Source organism: Streptomyces sp. NPDC001027 (genome assembly GCF_040299045.1).
GTDB lineage: Bacteria > Actinomycetota > Actinomycetes > Streptomycetales > Streptomycetaceae > Streptomyces.
Map to the genome: position 1 here is coordinate 1 of NZ_JBEPBI010000175.1, position 16,433 is coordinate 16,433.

The following is a 16,433-nucleotide window of genomic DNA, read 5'->3' on the forward strand; positions in this document are numbered from 1 at the left end:
TACAGCGCGCGGTCGGCCGCCGTCCGTAGCCTTGGCATCGAAGACATGCGCCTGCTCTTCGGCTGGGTGCCCGCTTCCTCCCCTGCAGGTGCGGGCGTTGGGCGTTCCGGCGGGTAAGACCTGCAGGTTGCCGGTGCCGCTCTTCTCCGCGACGTTCTGACACTCGGACATGCGGCTGATCGTCCGCAGTGGTGGGCGCCTTGCGGATCGACTCACGAGACGCCCCTTGCACAACGTGCCGCTGCGGCCTAGTGTCAGCCTCACCTGGAAACGACAATCGTTTTCGTTAAGAAATAAGGAGTACTACATGTCGCTCACCTTCGAGGAGCTCGCGGCGGACGGCTCGCTGGCCGCACCGCAGGGGCCGGGCACCAACGCTCTCGTGCACAACCCCTTCGCCTTCGAGGAGCTCGCGGCCGACGGCTCGCTGGCCGCACCGCAGGGGCCGGGCACCAACGCTCTCGTGCACAACCCCTTCGCCTGGTCCGCCTGATCAGTCGATGAGCCGCCGCCCGCGGGAATCCCCGCGGGCGGCGGCGCCCAACGACCCAGCCCGGTAACACCAGCACGCACCGCCGAGGAAGGCGCAACGTCCCATGGATCGCATCGCACCCGGGCATCACCTCTACGAGGGGCCCGACGGAGAATGGCGGCTCGGCGCGCCGGACGGTCGGTTCACCCGCATCCGTGGCCCCAAGGACCTGTTGGCCGAAGCCCGTTCGCGGGCCTACGGCGCGACGGCCGAAGCACCCTGCGACGGCGAGGCCCTCGCCCTGGACACGGCATTGAGGCAACGGGGTGTGCTGGCCGTCGCCGGGGCAGACGACGCGGACACCGCGTGGGCCGTCCACATCGAGGGCGGGACTCCGGTGGGCGACGCCGTCGCCCGGCTTCTACCGTCCACGGCCGAGGTGAGCGTCGGCCCGCTCGGCGAAGCAGCGGTGCGCAGCGCCGACGTGGTCGTCTCGTGCGCGGGCTGGCTGCCCGACACGCACTGGCGGCAGGTGGACGCCTGGTGCAGCAAGTACGGGACACCGTGGCATCGGTGCCACGCCGAAGGACTGCGCTTCGTCCTGGGGCCCCTGTTCGTGCCCGGGCGCAGCCCTGGGTACGCAGACACCCGAGGCCGGATTCTCGCCGCCGCCGACCTCCCGGACGAGCTCGCCGCACACTGGGCCTACCTGGACGCCGGTCACCGGGACGCAAGCCCGTACGCCCTGCCACCCGTTCCCTGGCCGTCGGATGCCGCGACCGCGGTGATCGCCGGTCTGCTGGTCGAGGATCTGCTGCGCCACCGCGCCTTCGGCGCCGCCGCTGCCGATGGCGTTCAACTGGTGCTCGATCCGGCCACCGCCACGCTCGACCGCCACCGTGTCCTGCCCCTGCCCGTGACCGCCCACGCGCTGAGGACGGCGGGATGAGCACCCCTCCCCCGGACATGCTGCGGGCCAACGAACGGGTGCCCGGCTGGGACGGGATCCCGCTCGCCGTCGACATCCATCTGCCCCCGCGTGCGCAGTGGCCCGTGACCACGGTGGTGACCCGCACCCCCTACGGGCGCAGTGCCCACCTCGCCGAGGGGACGGGCTGGCGCGGGCGCGGGTTCGCGTACGTCGTCCAGGACGTGCGGGGACGCTACGACTCGGACGGCCACTGGCAGCCGTACCGCAACGAGCGCGGCGACGGGGCCGTGCTGGCCGACTGGATCCTCACACAGCCGTGGAGCGACGGACGGCTCGTCGCCTACGGCGGCTCCTACGCCGGCCACACCGCCTGGGCGCTCGCCGCGGAGCGCCCGGAAGCGGTGCCGGCCGTCGTCAGCATGGGCCCGTCCATGGCCCTGGGCCGCACCAAGTTCGAGCGCAGCGGCATCCTGCGGCTCGCCGAGCACGCCTCATGGTGGCTGGAGCGCGCCGACGCCAGGACCAGCCGGGACGGGCTGACCGCCCACGTCTTCAGGGAGCAGCCGCGGCTGCTGGAGCACCTACCGGTCATGGAGCTGGGCGAGCGTCTCGGCGCCCGCCTCCCCGGCTGGGCTCCCGTCGTCGAGAACGGTCCGCACCACCGCGCCGAAGGGCCGGACACGGCCGAACTGGAGAAGCTCCCGGCCGCGGCCCTGCACATCGGTGGCTGGTACGACCTGCTGGTCGACGAGGTGCTGGAACACTTCCACCGGGCCGGCAGCGCCCTGACCCCGCGGCCGCCCCGCTCCCTGGTGATCGGCCCGTGGGGGCACGACCTGGCGTTCGCTCCGGGCACCCGGATCGGAGACCGGGAACACGGACCCGCCTCCCGGCTGGACCTCGGTGCTCTCCAACTCAACTGGCTCCGAAGGGTGCTCGCCGAGGAGGCCGGATCCGGCGCCCACAGCGAGGCCAAGGTCTTCACCGTCGGCGCCGATACCTGGTGGACGGGCACGTCCTGGCCACCGCCGGGCATCGATACGGTGTGGTACGCCCACCACGACGGCACGCTTGCCCGGCCCGTTCCCGCGCGCGGTGGACAACGCCGCTTCCGCTACGACCCGGCCGACCCGTATCCGTCACGACAGCCGGCCGTGGACCGCGCCCCGCTCGCGAGCCGTACCGACGCGGTGCGCTTCACCAGCGCGCCGCTCGACGCCCCCCTGACGGTGGCGGGCGCACCGGTCGTCGTCGTGAACGCGCTCACCACTGCGCCGTCCACGGACTGGATCGTGCGCTGGAACGAGCTCACTGCGGACGGCCGCTGCCTGGAGCTCGCCCATGGCAGCGTCGACTCCGGCCTGGACGGAGACGACAGCGGGCGGTTCGAGATCCCGCTCGGCCCGGTCTCCGTCACCCTGCCGGCCGGATCACGCATCCAACTCGAGGTGACCAGCAGTGACTTCCCCCGGCTGGCGCGCGCCCTGGGCACCCATGAGGACCGCTACCGGGGAACCGTCTGCGCACCCTCCCGGCAGACCGTCCTCACCGGGCCCGTCGACGGGACCCGGCTGATCCTGCCCACACCCGGCGACCGCGCGCCCGGCCACCACCCCGCCGAGGAGACGAACCCGTGAGCACCGCACTGCTCGATGCCCGCACCGGGCTGATCACCCGGCTCGAACCGCAGCGACGCCGCCCCGGACTGCCCCGGATGTGGGTCGGCTACGGCGCCAGCGTGGCCCGCACCGACGTCTTCGCGCCCTGGCTCGCCGACCGCTTCGGCTTCGGCGCGGCCGCCGGCGACCACGACCGGGCCCGGCGGGCCGCCGTCGGGGAGGCCGTCGAGCGGTACTGCGGCAACGCCGTCCCCGACGGCCTGCGCGTCTCCTCCTACGACGAGCTCGTCGCAGAGGGCCGAAACCCTCTGGATCCCACGACGCTCGCTCTGTACTCGCCCGCCCAATACGGCACACCCGGCTTCCCGTTCACCCCGTTCCGGCGAGATCTCCCGGTGGCCTGGACCCTCGGCCGGGACCTGCACGACGGCGCCGAGACCTTGGTCCCCGCCTCGCTCGCCTGGCTCGACTACCACCACGGCCCCCGCGCTGCCGAGCCCGCCGTGCACTCCCTCGTCTACTCCGGCATCGCCGCCGGCGAGAACCCGGCCCACGCCGAACGCTTCGCGCTCGAAGAGCTCCTCGAGCGCGATGCCACCACCATCTGGTGGAGTACCGGCGCCCCGGCCGCCGCCCTCTCCGAGGCGGACGCGGCCACCGTGACCGCGCGGCTGGGCGGCCCGGCGCCGGGTGAGGGCGCGGGCCCGGACGTACGGCTGCTCCACATCCCCTCCCCGTTCGGCGTGCCGGTCGCCGCCGCCTTCCTGGAGGACGCCGAGCGGGGCATGGTGGCCTTCGGAAGTGCCTGCCGCGCGACGCCCGAGGCCGCCGCCGAGAAGGCACTCGTCGAGGCGTACGGGCTGTACTCCCTCACCCGCCAGCTCGCCGAACCGGACAGCGAGGTGTGGCAGGCGGTCGGCGCCGGCACCCTGGAGAGCCACGTCTTCCGGCCCTTCCGCGCCGACCGCTCGTACCGGGACGCGTTCCGCGGCGACTACCGCGACCTCACCGACCTGCCCGCCATAGCCCAGCTCTACCTCGACCCGAGGATGCAGGGAGCCCCGCTGGACCGGCTGCGCGGCACCGCGAGCCTCGCCTTCGCCGACCTGCCCCGGGTATGCGCCGAGGACCCGCGCGGCCACTACCTGGATCGGCTCGCCGCAGCCGGGCTGCGCGCCTACAGCGTCGACCTGACCACGCCCGACGTCGCCGCCGCAGGTCTCGCCGTGGTCCGCGTCATCGTCCCCGGACTGATCGGCAACGCCCCGCCGGCCTTCCCTCACCTGGGCGGCGAGCGCCTCTACCGGATCCCGGTCGAACTCGGCCTGGTGCCGGAACCGCTCGGCGAGGACGAGCTGTACCCGCATCCCATGCCCCTGGCCTGACCCCGTCCACAGGGACGAGCGACAAGGAACCCCGCCCATGCCCTACCCGCTGCTCACCGACCCGCGCACCGGCATAGTGCGCCGGCTGACCCGCCCGCCGATCCCCGCCCACTTCCCGGCCGGCTTCGAACTCATCGCCTCCGAACTCGGCGACACCTCCCGTTTCTGCCCCTGGCCCGCCGACTCCGCCGGAGCCGGCTACGCCTTCGCCCAGCCTGAGGCAGCCCTCGGAGCCGCGCTCGGGGAGGCCGCCGAACGCTACTGCGGCAACCTGGTGCCCGACGGCTTGGTCCGCGCCTCCTACGGCGAGCTGTGCGCACGCGGAGTACGGGCCCTCGACCCCGAGTCTCTCGCCCTCTACGCACCCGCCCAGTACGCCGAACCGGACTTCCCTCTAGCCGAGTTCACCCGAGAACTCACCGTGGACTGGGCGCAAGGCGCCGACCTGGCCGACGGCCGGTCCGTACTCGTCCCGGCCTCGCTCGTGTGGGTCTCGTACGTGTCGGCCGACGTCGAACAGCGCGGTCCGCGCACCAACCCCGTCATCCAGGCGGGCCTGGCGGCCGGACCGACCCTGCGCGACGCCTGCCTGGGCGCGCTGGGCGAGATCGTCGAACGGGACGCCATGACCCTCGGCTGGCACGGCCGCGCCGGGGTCCGCCCCCTGACGCCCGAGCCATGGCTGGAGGAGTTCGCGCGCGGCCCAGGCGCGCATCTCGACACCCGATTCCTCTCCTTTCCCGCGGTGTTCGGCATGCCCGTGGCCGGGGCGCTGGTCCGCGACGCCGTCACCGGCCACCTCACCCTCGGCGTCGCCGCCCGCTCCGACACCGGGGACGCGGCGCTCAAGGCGTACGGCGAAGCGCTGCAACTTCAGCTGTTCGCCGCCGACTACGACGACCCTGACGGGCCGTACATGCGGGCCGCCGCCGATCCCCGCAGCCCCCTCAAACCCTGGCGGCGCGACCGCGGCTACGCCGACGCGTACCGCCACGACCTGCGCGACGTCGTCGACTACGGCTGTCACCTCCAGCTGTACCTGGACCCGCGTGCCCAGGCCGCCTTCGAGGCCGAACTGCGGATCGCCCTGACCGAGGGGCCGCAGTCACGTCCCGAGCCGGCCGCCTCCGCGGACGGCGCGGATCTGCTGGAGGCTGTCGTCGACCGCATGGCCTCGGCGGGCCATCGTCCCGTGGTCGTCGACGTGACCACCCCCGACGTCCGCGCCGCGGGCCTGCACGTGGTCCGCGTCCTGGTTCCGGGCCTGTACTCGAACACGGCCGCCGGACTGCCCTTCCTCGGCGGCACCCGGCTTGCCGACTCACTGGCGGGCGCGCCCCGGCGATCCCTCCCCCTGCCCCATTGAGTCCGATCCCGAAGGAACCCGCCGTGACCGTCCCGCCGCCGCACCCCGTCGGCGACACCGCCTCGGCCCGGCAGGAGTACGGGCACGCCCGCAGGAGCCTGCGTCCCGGCCGGGTGACCACCGTGCCGCCCCGAGGCCGCGCAGGTCCCGCCGCCGCCCGGGGCCGACTGCTCTCCGCCTCCGCGCTGGTGAGCGCCCTGCTGCTCCTCCTGCCCGTCGCCGGACTCGTCTCCGTCGCGCTGGGCGCTGCTTCCCTGCCCATCGACGTCGTCTGGCACGACATCACGTCCCACCTCACGGGCCAGGGTCGCCCGGCCACCGTGTCCGGGATCGACGACGCCATCGTCTGGGGATCCCGCGTCCCCCGCACGCTGCTCGCGATGGTCGCGGGCGCGGGCCTGGCCGTCGTCGGAGCGGTACTCCAGACCGTGGTCCGCAACCCCCTCGCCGACTCCTACGTCCTCGGCGTCACCTCCGGGGCCTCCCTGGCAGCCGTCGCCGTCCTCACCCTGGCCCCCGCCGGGCTCGCCGGTCCGCTGCACATCGGGGTGTCCGCCGCCGCGTTCGCCGGGGCGTGCGGCGCTCTCGTCCTCGTCGTCGCCCTGGGGCGCCGGGGCGGATCTCTCGCGCCCGCCCGGCTGGTGCTGGCCGGAGTCGCCGTGTCCTACCTCCTCCAGGGCGCGACCAGCTACCTCCAGCTGCGGGCCCGGCCCGACCAGCTCTCCGGGGTGCTCTTCTGGCTGCTGGGGTCGGTGGCCGGCGCCCAGTGGGACGACCTCGGGCCGCCCGCCGCCGTGGTCGCGGTGTGCACCCTGTGGCTCCTGCTGTGCGGGCGCTCCCTGAACGCCCTGGCCATGGGAGAGGAGACGGCCGTGCTCCTCGGCGTGCCGGTGCAGGCCCTGCGCCTGCAACTCCTCGCCGTCGCCGCCGTGCTGACCGCCGCGGTCATCGCCGTCGCGGGCGGCATCTCCTTCGTCGGCCTGATCGTTCCCCACTGCGTGCGGCTCCTCATCGGCGCCGACCACCGCGCGCTGCTGCCCGCCACCGCGCTCACCGGCGCCCTTTTCCTGCTCCTGGCCGATCTGGCCGCCCGAACGGCCGCCGCCCCGCTGGAACTGCCCCTCGGCATCGTCACCGCCGTGGCCGGGGCGCCCTTCTTCCTGTGGTTGCTGCGCCGCGACCGCCGAACGGCAGGTGAATCCTGATGACCGGCCCGACGGATTCGGACCTCGGCGACGTTGCTCTGGACGCCGTCAGCCTCGACCTCGACGGCCTGCCCATCGTCGTCAGGGCGACCCTGCACGTCTCCCCCGGCGAGATCGTCGGCATCGTCGGACCCAACGGCAGCGGCAAGTCCACCCTGCTGCGGGCCGTCTACCGGTCGCTGCGCCCCACCACGGGCGCGATCCTGGTCGGCGGCGACGACGTATGGCGGACCCTCGGCACGCGTGACGCGGCACGGCGGATCTCGGTGGTGCCCCAGGAGAACCCGGCCGTCTTCGACTTCACCGTCGCCGAGATCGCAACGGCCGGACTGACCCCGCACCGGGGCGCCTGGACCCGCGACGCCCCCGGCGACCGGGCCGCCGTCGCGGACGCCCTCGCCCGTGTCGGCATGGAGCACGCCGCCGACCGCCTGTACGACACGCTCTCGGGAGGAGAGAAACAGCGCGTCCTGCTGGCCCGGGCCCTGGTCCAGGGCGGCCATCTCCTCGTCCTCGACGAGCCGACCAACCACCTCGACATCGGAACCCAGCTGGATCTGATGGAACTCGTCCGGGACCTGAAGGTGACCACCCTCACTGCCCTGCACGACCTCAACCTCGCGGCCGCCTACTGCGACCGCGTCCACGTCCTGCGCGACGGACATCTCGTCGCCACGGGCCCGCCGCAGGACGTGTTCACGCCCGAGCTCCTCGATGACGTCTTCGGCGTGCGGGCCGCTCTCGGCGCTCACCCGCTCACCGGCCGCCCCCAGTTGAGCTTCGCCCCCGCACGCACACCAGCCCCGTCGGAGTAGCCCCGTGAAGACCCCTACGTCCATCCGCACGACGGCCGCGGCGGCCGCCCTCGGACTCACCGTGACCGCCCTGCTCACCGCCTGCGGCGGCCCGGCCGCCCAGAGCACGGCGAAGCCCCAAGCCGACACGGCCGCAGCAGGGGGCGCCACCGGCCGGGGCGCCCGTACGACGTACCCGGCGCAGGTCCCCAACTGCGGCCGCACCGTCCGCGTGGAGCGTGCACCGCAGCGCATCGTGTCGTTCTTCCCCTCCAACACCGAGCTGCTTCTCGAGCTCGGGCTGGAAGGCAGGATCGCGGGCCGGACCTGGACCGACCAGTCGCCGCCCAAGCCCGCCTACGCCGACGCGTCCGCAAGGGTGAAGGTCCTCGCACCTGGGGAGATCTCCCGCGAGGCGCTGCTCTCCGCCCGCCCCGACTTCATCCTCGCGGACGGCGAGTACCAGTTCGACGGCAAGAAGCTGCCGACCATCGCCGAGCTGGCGAAGCTGGGGGTGTCCGTCTACATCGACAGCGCTTTCTGCCCCGACACCACCGGCACCGCCACCCTTGACGCCACCACGACCGACCTCGCCTCCCTCGGCGCCCTCCTGGACGTCTCCGCACCCGCCGCCGAGGCGATCGCCGACGTCGGCAAGCGCCTCGCCGCCGTCGACACCGCGCTCAAGGGGCGGCCGGCCACATCGGCGGCCATGGTCCAGATCGTCGACAAGCAGCTGTACGCGCTCGCCGGCGGCCTGTACTCGGACATCGTGCGCCGGGCCGGAGGCATCGACGTGCTGGGCGAGGATGTGCCCAAGGGCAGCAACTTCGCGCCCTTGTCGGTCGAGGCACTGGCCAAGCGGAACCCCGACGTCCTCGTCTACCACTACACGGGCGACGCCGACCGTTCCGCCTCCGAGCGGTGGCTCAAGGAACACCTCGGCGCGACCAAGGCCGTCCGCACGCATCGCCTCGTCGCCGTACCCGCCGCCGACTTCTCGGAGCTGAGGGCCGTCGACGGCACCCTCGCCCTCGCCAAGGCGCTCCACCCGGACGCCTTCTGAGCGCACATGGGCCGATTCCGGGCGGCCTCGGGCCACCCGGGGTTCCAATGTCCACTCCTCTGAGTCCTCCACCCCCAGGAGTCACGCTCGTGGCCACCGCCTCCCGCACCGGCTTCGGCCTGTTCCTCACCGCCCGCGCCGTCTCCTGGGCGGGCTCCGCTGTCACCGCGGTCGCGCTGCCCGTCCTGCTCTACCAGCGCACCGGCAGCGCCGCGCTCAGCGGACTCCTCACCGCACTGGAAGCCCTGCCATACCTCGTACTCGGACTGCCCGCCGGCGCTCTCGCCGACCGGTGGCACCACCGCCGGACCCTGACGCTGTGCAGTTGGTGCAGCGCCGCCCTCATCGCGGCGATACCGGTGGCAGCCGCACTCGACGTTCTCACCACCCTCCAGTTGATGCTCACCGGGCCGGCCGTCTCCTGCGCCTTCGTCTTCTTCGACGCCGCGGCCTTCGGCGCGCTCGTCACTCTGGTCGGACGTGACGGCGTCGCCACCGCGACCAGCCGCATGATGAGTGCCGGCACCCTCATCGGCCTGGTGGGGCCCTCGGCAGCCGGAGCTCTGATCGCGCTTGTCGACGCCCCCACCGCGATCGCCCTCGACGCGCTCAGCTACGCTTCCGCGTCCCTGCTGTTGGCCCGGCTGCCGCTTCCGGCGGCCCCTCCCGCCTCCGAAGGAAAGGGTGTGCGTGCAACGCTGGCCGACATCGCCGAGGGACTGCGCTACATACGCCACCACCCGTTGATCCGGCCACTGTCCCTCCTCGGGATCGGAAACAGCTTCACCGAAGGAGCTGTGGTCGGGCTGATCGTCGTGGTGGCCGTGCGCCGGTTCGGACTGACTCCGGACGACGGGCGGATCGGCTTGTTCTGGGTCGCCGCAGCGCTCGGCGCGCTGCTCGCCGCCACCGTCCTGCCGCGCCTCCAGAAGACGGCGCCCGTGGGCTGGATCACCCTCGGCGGACTCGCCGCCAACGCCGTATTCCTGGCCTGCTGGGCGAACCTCCCCGGACTGGCGGCCGGACTCGTCGCCCTCACCCTGTGGCAGGCCGCGAACACCTTCGTCAGCCTCAACGGCATCGTCGTCCGCCAACAGGTCACTCCCGGCCACCTCCAGGCCAGGGTGAACACCACCGCACGCATGATCGCCTGGGGCGGTCAGCCCCTCGGCGCGGCCACCGCGGGATTCCTGACCGAATCGATCGGTGTCCGGGCCGCGTTGTCACTGGCCTGCCTCGGCGCCCTGGTCTCACTCGGCGCGGGTCTGACGACGCCGCTGCGGAGCAGGCGCCGGCAGAGCCACTGCGCGGTCACCGAGAACTGAGCATGGCTGAGCATGCCCAGCCGCCTCCAGCGGACAGCGACCCCTACGTGAGCGTCGTCGAAACCGACGAACACCGACGTCCACTCCACCCGCCTGCTGCCCGGCAGACCGACGCTCGCGGTCACCGCGCCGCCGCCCGCGTTGCTCGGCCCGCGGACCGGTCTGCGCGGGGCGTCGACGACGTGTCGACGTGTCCAGCTCCGCCCCGTGCTTCCTCGTTCGGCGACTGCGGCGCCTGCGGGTCTGCCGCCTTGGCTGCCGCGGCGTCGGCGGCTGGCCCGCTGGTCCCTCGGTCCGGGGATCATGTGCTCGATGGCGTCTGCGCAGGTGAAGCCGGTTGTGGTGTGACGAATCCGCCTAACGGGACCGACATTTCGTCTCCCGTTAAAAGTCCGACCGTCAGGACGCCGTCGTCCTGGCGAACATCCTGCGAGCCGACGCTGAGTCTCCTCCCCCGTCAGCTTTCGCTCCGCCCTTGTTCTCGCCGTATCAGTAGCAGACGCCGTCCTCGTGCAGGATCGGGCCGCCATGGGCCTGGACGCGCTCACCCTTGGCGTCGAGCCAGGTCCGGCCGGGGCGGAATGGCTTGTCCTTCGCGACACCTGACGTGTAACGTTCTACAGGCCAGGACGGGCGAACCGTGGAGGCCATGTCTCCTGCCCGTCGAGGGCGGCCGTCGGGAGCCGACGCGCACCCCGAACGACCCGCTGCGCCTGACCTGCCCTTACCCGCCTTCCGGAACGAGGACGGTGCCCTTGTCCCCCGCTCGCCCGCTCCACCTGGACACCACCCTCGCCGCGTCCGAGCGCGCCGAGCTGTTGCTGCGGCAGATGACTCTGGAGGAGAAATGCGGGCAGCTCAGCTCCTTCCTTCCCTGGACCTTCGTGAACCCCGACGGCTCCGTGCTCGCCGGTTCCGTGGAGAAGGTGCTCGCCACCTGTCCGCCCGGGCACATCGCCCAGCTGATCACCGATGACCCCGCACAGCTGGCGAAACTGGTCGGCGCGGTGCAGCAACAGTTCCTCACGCGCACCCGTCTCGGCATCCCGGCCCTGTTCCACGCCGAGGCCCTCAACGGCCCCTTGGCGGGCGGGCACATGGTGTATCCGACGGCGATCGGCCTGGGCGCCACCTTCAGCCCCGACCTCGTCCGGGCGATGAGCGACCTGACCCGCCGCCAGCTGCGCCGCGCGGGCATCGCACACGTCCTCTCCCCGGTGATGGACATCGCGCTCGACCCCCGCTGGGGCCGCGTGCACGAGACGTACGGCGAGGACCCCTACCTCGCCGCCGCGCTCTCCGTCGCGTACACCCAGGGCATGCAGGGCGACGACCTGCGCGAGGGTGTCATCGCCACGGCGAAGCACTTCCTCGGATACGCCGCCTCGCTCGGCGGCCGCAACCAGGCGTCGGTGGATCTCGGTCCGCGCCGTCTGCGTGACCTCTACGCCTATCCCTTCGAGGCGGCGATCCATCTCGCCGGGCTCGCCTCCGTGATGAACTCCTACTCCGCCCTCGACGGCGTGCCCGTGATCTTCGACCGCGAAATCCTCACCACCCTGCTCCGCGACGTCCTCGGCTTCGACGGCTTCGTCTCCTCCGACTACGACTCCCTCCCCCTGGCCGTGAACGCCCAGAAGGCCGCCGCCACACCGGCCGAGGCCGCCCGGCTCGCGCTCACCGCCGGACTCGACGTCGAGTTCCCGGTCCCGTACGGGTACGGGGAGGGGCTTGTCGAACTGGTGCGGAACAAGGACCTCGACGAGAGCGTCGTCGACACCTCGGTGCTGCGGGTGCTGCGGGCCAAGTTCGCGCTCGGCCTGTTCGAGACCCCGTACCCGCGCGAGACGATCGATGTCCGGGCGACCGCCGCGGAGGGGCGCGAACTGTCCCGTGAACTCGCCCGGCGCGCCGTCGTCCTCGCGGCCAACGACACCGGACTGCTCCCGCTGCCCGCGGACAGGTCCCTGAACCTCGCCGTGGTCGGCCCGCACGCGGACACCGTGCTGCGTCAGTTCCCCGCGTACACGTTCCCGGCCTGGCGGGAGGCGGTCAACGGGGTCATGGAGGGGGCCGCGGGCACCATGGCGGGGGCCCAGACCCCGGAGGCCTCCTGGTTCACCAGCATTCTGGAGCCCGCCGACCCCGAGCAGCTCGCCCGCACCCGCTACGGTGCGCGACCGCTCGGCGAGGAGATCGGCGGGTTCGCGCGGTCGGTGACCGTCGAGCCGGGATGCGGGCTGATCCATGAACTGGGCGACGAGGCGATCGCCGCGGCGGTGCGCGCTGCCGAGGACTCCGACGTGGTGGTGCTCGCACTGGGCGGAGCCAGCCTCTGGTTCACCGGCGACCGGACGGAGGGGGAGGACTCCGACACCGCGGACATCAGCCTGCCCGTCGTCCAGACGCGGCTCGCGGAGGCGGTCGCGGCCACGGGGAAGCCCCTGGTCGTCGTCCTCTTCCAGGGCCGCCCGTACACCCTGCCCGAGGCAGTGCGTTCGGCGGGCGCCCTGGTGATCGCCCCGTTCGGCGGTCCGTTCGGGACGAGCGCGGTGGCCGAGGTGCTGTTCGGCGCGGTCGACCCGAGCGGCAAGCTGCCGTACAGCGTCCCCCGCCACACCGGCCAGATCCCGGTGTACCACCACCAGCCCGCCGGTACCGGCTACCGCAAGCCGGTCGCCCCGCACAACCCGCACCACTACCTCGACATGACCGCCGCTCCCCTCTACCCCTTCGGGCACGGTCTCAGCTACACCTCCTTCGAGCTGAGCGAGGTGTCGTACGGCCCCGAGGTGCCCACGGACGGACAGCTCACCGTCTCGGCCGTCGCCGCCAACTCCGGTACCCGGTCCGGTGCGACGGTGGTCCAGCTGTACGTGGGGCTGCGCACGGCGGGCCTGACCCGGCCGGCCCAGCAGCTCGCCGGGTTCGAGCGCGTCGATCTGGCGCCGGGCGAGCGGCGACTGATCACTTTCACGGTGGACGCCTCTCAGTTGGGGTGCACCGGCACGGACGGGGTGTTCGCGGTGCGGCCGAGCGCCGGCGAGCTGTTCCTCGGCCTCGACTCGGACGACAAGCGGCTCACCGGGGAGTTCACGCTGGTGGGACCGGTGCGGGCGCTGAGCGGCGCGGAGCGGTCATTCTTGTCCGAGTCCGGGTCGACCGCGGTGACGGAGGACTGACCCCAGGCACACGAACGGCTTCGGGGCTCGTGCACACGGTGGGCGGGGGCCCGGTTCCAGCCCCAGGTGCTGCCGCCGCGCGCCGCGAAGATGCCACGCCCGAATGCCGCCCGGATCTCGTTCTCTCCCCGCCTCAGCAGCTTCGGACGGGTCCGTGTCGAGCGTGAACTTACGGCGATGCGGCCGGCGCCGACGGTGGTGGAGGCGAGCTACCTCCTTCCTTGCGTCGCGCAGCTCGACGTCGGCCATCGGGTTCTCCCCGTCCGGACGCACCGCGTCCAGACTGACGCCGATGACCGGGCCCGACGCGGCGAAGGACTGTGCGAGCACGTGTCCCGGTGCGGCCCAGGCGATGTGGTCACCGTCGATCCGCGCGCCGGACCCGTTGTCCGGGCGGTACGGGCCTGGCGGTCCACCGGGCGGTCCCGTGCGGGAGGTGTCGGTCGCGGGGGCTGTGCGGCGCGTGGGTCACGGCTTCCTCGGGGATGCAGACACGGGATGCGCAACGTTTCCCATGCATGCTGGAAAGACCCCGCCCCCATGGCAAATGAAAGCGGCGGCACTCCCCGGACGGCTCTCCGAAGGCTCCCGGCGCCGCTCAGGACTCCACGGGCTGCGGGGCCGCCACCGTGGAGCGGGACACGAGCCGTGGCGCGATGACGTAGTGCACGGGTCTCTTGCGGCCCTGGATGCGCTCGAGCAGGAGTCGGGCGCTCACCGCTCCGGTCAGCGACCCCGACTGGTCCACCGTGGTCAGGGAGATCCGCCCGATCCGACTGGACATGATGTTGTCGTAGCCCACGATCGACACGTCACCGGGGACGGACAGGCCTCGCTCCTCGGCCGCGCGCAGGACGCCCAGCGCGGCGACGTCGGCGCCGGCCAGGATCGCGGTCGGCGGTTCGGCTCGGGCGAACAGCTCCTGGGCGGCCTCATGTCCGCCTTCCTCGCTGTACGACGTGACGACGACCTCGGGTTCCAGGTCGCGTCGGCGCATCTCCGTCTCGTAGCCACGCCGACGCGCCGTGTGGGAGAGCACGAACGGCTCACGGAACGGGCCGTCGGGCATCGCGGTGTGGGCGATCCGCCGATGGCCGAGCGCGGCCAGGTGGTCGACGAGCAGGGCCGCGCCCAACCGGTCGTCGTTGATCACCGTGTCGAAGCTCACCGGGGCTCCGTGCAGGGCGACGGCCACGACCGGGATCCGGACCGCCAGTTCCTCGATCCACGCCACCTCGAGCCACGGCGCGACCAGGACCAGACCGTCGACATGGCGGTCCACCAACGCCTCTATGGCCCTGCGCTGCGTCCCGGGCTCGGCGCCGCCCAGCGCGATGATCTCCTGGAAGGGCGTGTCACCCAGTTCCCGGCTCACGCCATGGGCGACTTCCGTGGGGAACGGCGAGGAAAGGTCCGGAAGCACCAGACCCACCGTGAACGTGCTGCCGCGCATCGCCCGCGCCCCGGCGTGCGGACGGTAACCCAGCCGCTCGATCGCGGAGTTGACACGCTCCCGCATGTCCGCGCTCACGCCGTAGGCGTCGCGCACCACCTTGGATACGGCGGACACGGAGACACCCGCCTCGCGCGCCACATCCTGCATCGTGGCTCGCCGAGTGCGGGCCGGCGCCTGGGCCCGCACGCCGGAGACTCCGTCCCTCGCAGTGCTCATGGGACGCATCCTAAGCGAGTGTTGGCGAACGTTCTACCATCCCGGTGACGCGACGTACACCCGCCCGAACTGCGCCTCCCCGACGACTCCCCGCGAATCCCGAATTCCCTGCCACGTTACAGAACCGTAACCACGCCAAGCGACGCGCGACTATTGACGTCCCACCGACCCGCTCCCTACCTTCCGCGTAGAACGTTGCATGTTCTCGTTCTCTCGCCCCTTCCCACCGCGTGGCCTCTGCGAGGTGCGGGATCCCCCCTTCGGCTGGCGTGGACGACTCTTCGGCCTTCCGTGGCGAGAACATCGGCGGCGGCAGCGTCGACTCCGACACGGTCCCGAGGACGCGACCCTCGCGACACCCGGCACCCGCCCGCACATGGGAGGAAATCATGCTCCAACCTGAAACGTCCGGCACCCCGCGCCAGTCTGCGGCGTGGTCCCGACGTCGCTTCGTACGGAACACCGCGGTGGGCTCGGCCACCGTGGTCGGCGCATCGGCGCTCGGCGCGCAGGCCTCGTCCGCGAACGCGCCGGCTGGATCCTCGCCTGCCTCCTCGGCCTCCTCCGACGGCACGGCGTACCAGATCGACCCTGCGTACGCCCACCCCGTGATCGACACGACCGAGGACCTCACGTCGCCGGTCCCCCACCGCAGAGTGACGGGTCATTTCGAGGGTGCGGGGCAGAAGTTCACCCTCAGCTTCCCGCCCAAGCGGCAGTGGCGCGGCCGGTTCTTCCACAAGGTCTATCCCTCGATCACCGAGACGCCCTCCGACACCGCCATCGCGTTCGGCGTCGCCAGCGGCGCCTACACCGTGCAGTGCGCGAGCAACGGCGGCTTCGCGGCCGACGCCGCGACGGCCCTCTTCTCCCGGAAGGTCGCCGCCGAGTACTACGGGACCACCCGTCGCATCTACGGCTACATCTACGGCGGAAGCGGCGGCTCGTACCAGACCATGGGCGCGCTGGAGAACACGACGGGGGTGTGGGACGGCGGAGTGCCGTTCATCGTGGGTGGGCCGACATCGATCCCGAACAACTTCCACGTACGGATGATGGCCTACTACGTACTGCGGGCCAAGGCCGACCGCATCGCCGACGCGCTGCGGCCCGGCGGCAGCGGTGACCCGTACGCGGCACTCGACGAGGCCGAACGTGTCGCTCTCAAAGAGGTGACGCGCATGGGTGTCCCGGCACGGGCCTGGGACGATCCCGGCCATGTGATGGGCCTGGACAACCGGGTCATCCTCACCAACTTCAACTTCATGGCCAAGACGTTCGACCCGACGTACGCGGACGACTTCTGGAACGCCCCCGGATAGGATGCGCGGGCGAACCGTTTGGCGCGGTTGTTGGTGGGGCGGGGTGTGACTGTCGGCTCTGTGGTGGGGGTGTGCCTGGAGCGCGGTGTTGAGT

At 72.3% G+C, this 16,433-nt stretch carries 13 protein-coding genes and 1 pseudogene; 11 read left to right on the top strand and 3 right to left on the bottom strand.

The window, feature by feature from the left end; all coding sequences use genetic code 11:
- Nucleotides 1-307: 307 nt before the first annotated feature.
- From ABT300_RS31920 to ABT300_RS31960, 9 genes are all read left to right on the top strand, one after another.
- The gene (locus ABT300_RS31920) at nucleotides 308-493 is read left to right on the top strand and encodes a streptamidine-related RiPP repeat protein (RefSeq protein ID WP_351683077.1); all 186 of its coding nucleotides are present in this window, start codon (nucleotides 308-310) and stop codon (nucleotides 491-493) included.
- A 103-nt stretch (nucleotides 494-596) separates the two neighbouring features.
- Nucleotides 597-1,421 carry a hypothetical protein gene (locus tag ABT300_RS31925; protein WP_351683080.1) on the top strand — a complete coding sequence of 275 codons (825 nt, stop codon included), beginning with the start codon at nucleotides 597-599 and terminating at the stop codon, nucleotides 1,419-1,421.
- The gene (locus ABT300_RS31930; protein WP_351683082.1) at nucleotides 1,418-3,040 is read left to right on the top strand and encodes a CocE/NonD family hydrolase; all 1,623 of its coding nucleotides are present in this window, start codon (nucleotides 1,418-1,420) and stop codon (nucleotides 3,038-3,040) included. Before ABT300_RS31925 ends, ABT300_RS31930 begins: the two co-directional genes overlap by 4 nt.
- On the top strand, nucleotides 3,037-4,407 hold the full coding sequence (locus tag ABT300_RS31935) for a YcaO-like family protein (RefSeq protein ID WP_351683085.1): 1,371 nt from the start codon (nucleotides 3,037-3,039) through the stop codon (nucleotides 4,405-4,407). Before ABT300_RS31930 ends, ABT300_RS31935 begins: the two co-directional genes overlap by 4 nt.
- Nucleotides 4,408-4,444: 37 nt before the next feature.
- Entirely contained in the window at nucleotides 4,445-5,773 is a 1,329-nt protein-coding gene (locus tag ABT300_RS31940) for a YcaO-like family protein (protein WP_351683088.1), read from the top strand.
- A gap of 23 nt (nucleotides 5,774-5,796) precedes the next feature.
- Nucleotides 5,797-6,978, top strand: coding sequence for a FecCD family ABC transporter permease (locus ABT300_RS31945; protein ID WP_351683091.1), 1,182 nt, complete (start codon nucleotides 5,797-5,799; stop codon nucleotides 6,976-6,978).
- The gene (locus ABT300_RS31950) at nucleotides 6,978-7,793 is read left to right on the top strand and encodes an ABC transporter ATP-binding protein (RefSeq protein ID WP_351683094.1); all 816 of its coding nucleotides are present in this window, start codon (nucleotides 6,978-6,980) and stop codon (nucleotides 7,791-7,793) included. The genes ABT300_RS31945 and ABT300_RS31950 overlap by 1 nt, the downstream gene beginning before the upstream one ends.
- 4 nt (nucleotides 7,794-7,797) lie before the next feature.
- The gene (locus tag ABT300_RS31955; RefSeq protein WP_351683096.1) at nucleotides 7,798-8,838 is read left to right on the top strand and encodes an ABC transporter substrate-binding protein; all 1,041 of its coding nucleotides are present in this window, start codon (nucleotides 7,798-7,800) and stop codon (nucleotides 8,836-8,838) included.
- Between the two features lie 89 nt (nucleotides 8,839-8,927).
- Nucleotides 8,928-10,163: an MFS transporter gene (locus ABT300_RS31960; RefSeq protein WP_351683099.1), complete on the top strand. Its 1,236-nt coding sequence runs from the start codon at nucleotides 8,928-8,930 to the stop codon at nucleotides 10,161-10,163.
- 233 nt (nucleotides 10,164-10,396) lie between these two features.
- Here the strand turns inward: ABT300_RS31960 and ABT300_RS44580 are convergent.
- Both ABT300_RS44580 and ABT300_RS31965 read right to left on the bottom strand, forming a co-directional pair.
- Nucleotides 10,397-10,520: pseudogene (locus tag ABT300_RS44580) on the bottom strand (IS5/IS1182 family transposase); the annotation flags it as partial.
- 132 nt (nucleotides 10,521-10,652) lie between these two features.
- Complete coding sequence (locus ABT300_RS31965) at nucleotides 10,653-10,814, bottom strand: hypothetical protein (protein WP_351683110.1); 162 nt, start codon at nucleotides 10,812-10,814, stop codon at nucleotides 10,653-10,655.
- A 104-nt stretch (nucleotides 10,815-10,918) separates the two neighbouring features.
- Between ABT300_RS31965 and ABT300_RS31970 the strand changes: the two genes are divergently transcribed.
- Nucleotides 10,919-13,345 carry a glycoside hydrolase family 3 N-terminal domain-containing protein gene (locus ABT300_RS31970; protein WP_351683102.1) on the top strand — a complete coding sequence of 809 codons (2,427 nt, stop codon included), beginning with the start codon at nucleotides 10,919-10,921 and terminating at the stop codon, nucleotides 13,343-13,345.
- A gap of 598 nt (nucleotides 13,346-13,943) precedes the next feature.
- On the opposite strand, the gene ABT300_RS31975 is transcribed toward ABT300_RS31970, so the two are convergent.
- Nucleotides 13,944-15,017, bottom strand: a complete 1,074-nt coding sequence (locus tag ABT300_RS31975; protein WP_351683105.1) for a LacI family DNA-binding transcriptional regulator — start codon at nucleotides 15,015-15,017, stop codon at nucleotides 13,944-13,946.
- 389 nt (nucleotides 15,018-15,406) lie between these two features.
- Here ABT300_RS31975 and ABT300_RS31980 point away from each other — a divergent pair, with 389 nt between their 5' ends.
- Entirely contained in the window at nucleotides 15,407-16,339 is a 933-nt protein-coding gene (locus tag ABT300_RS31980; protein WP_351683107.1) for a hypothetical protein, read from the top strand.
- Nucleotides 16,340-16,433 lie beyond the last annotated feature (94 nt).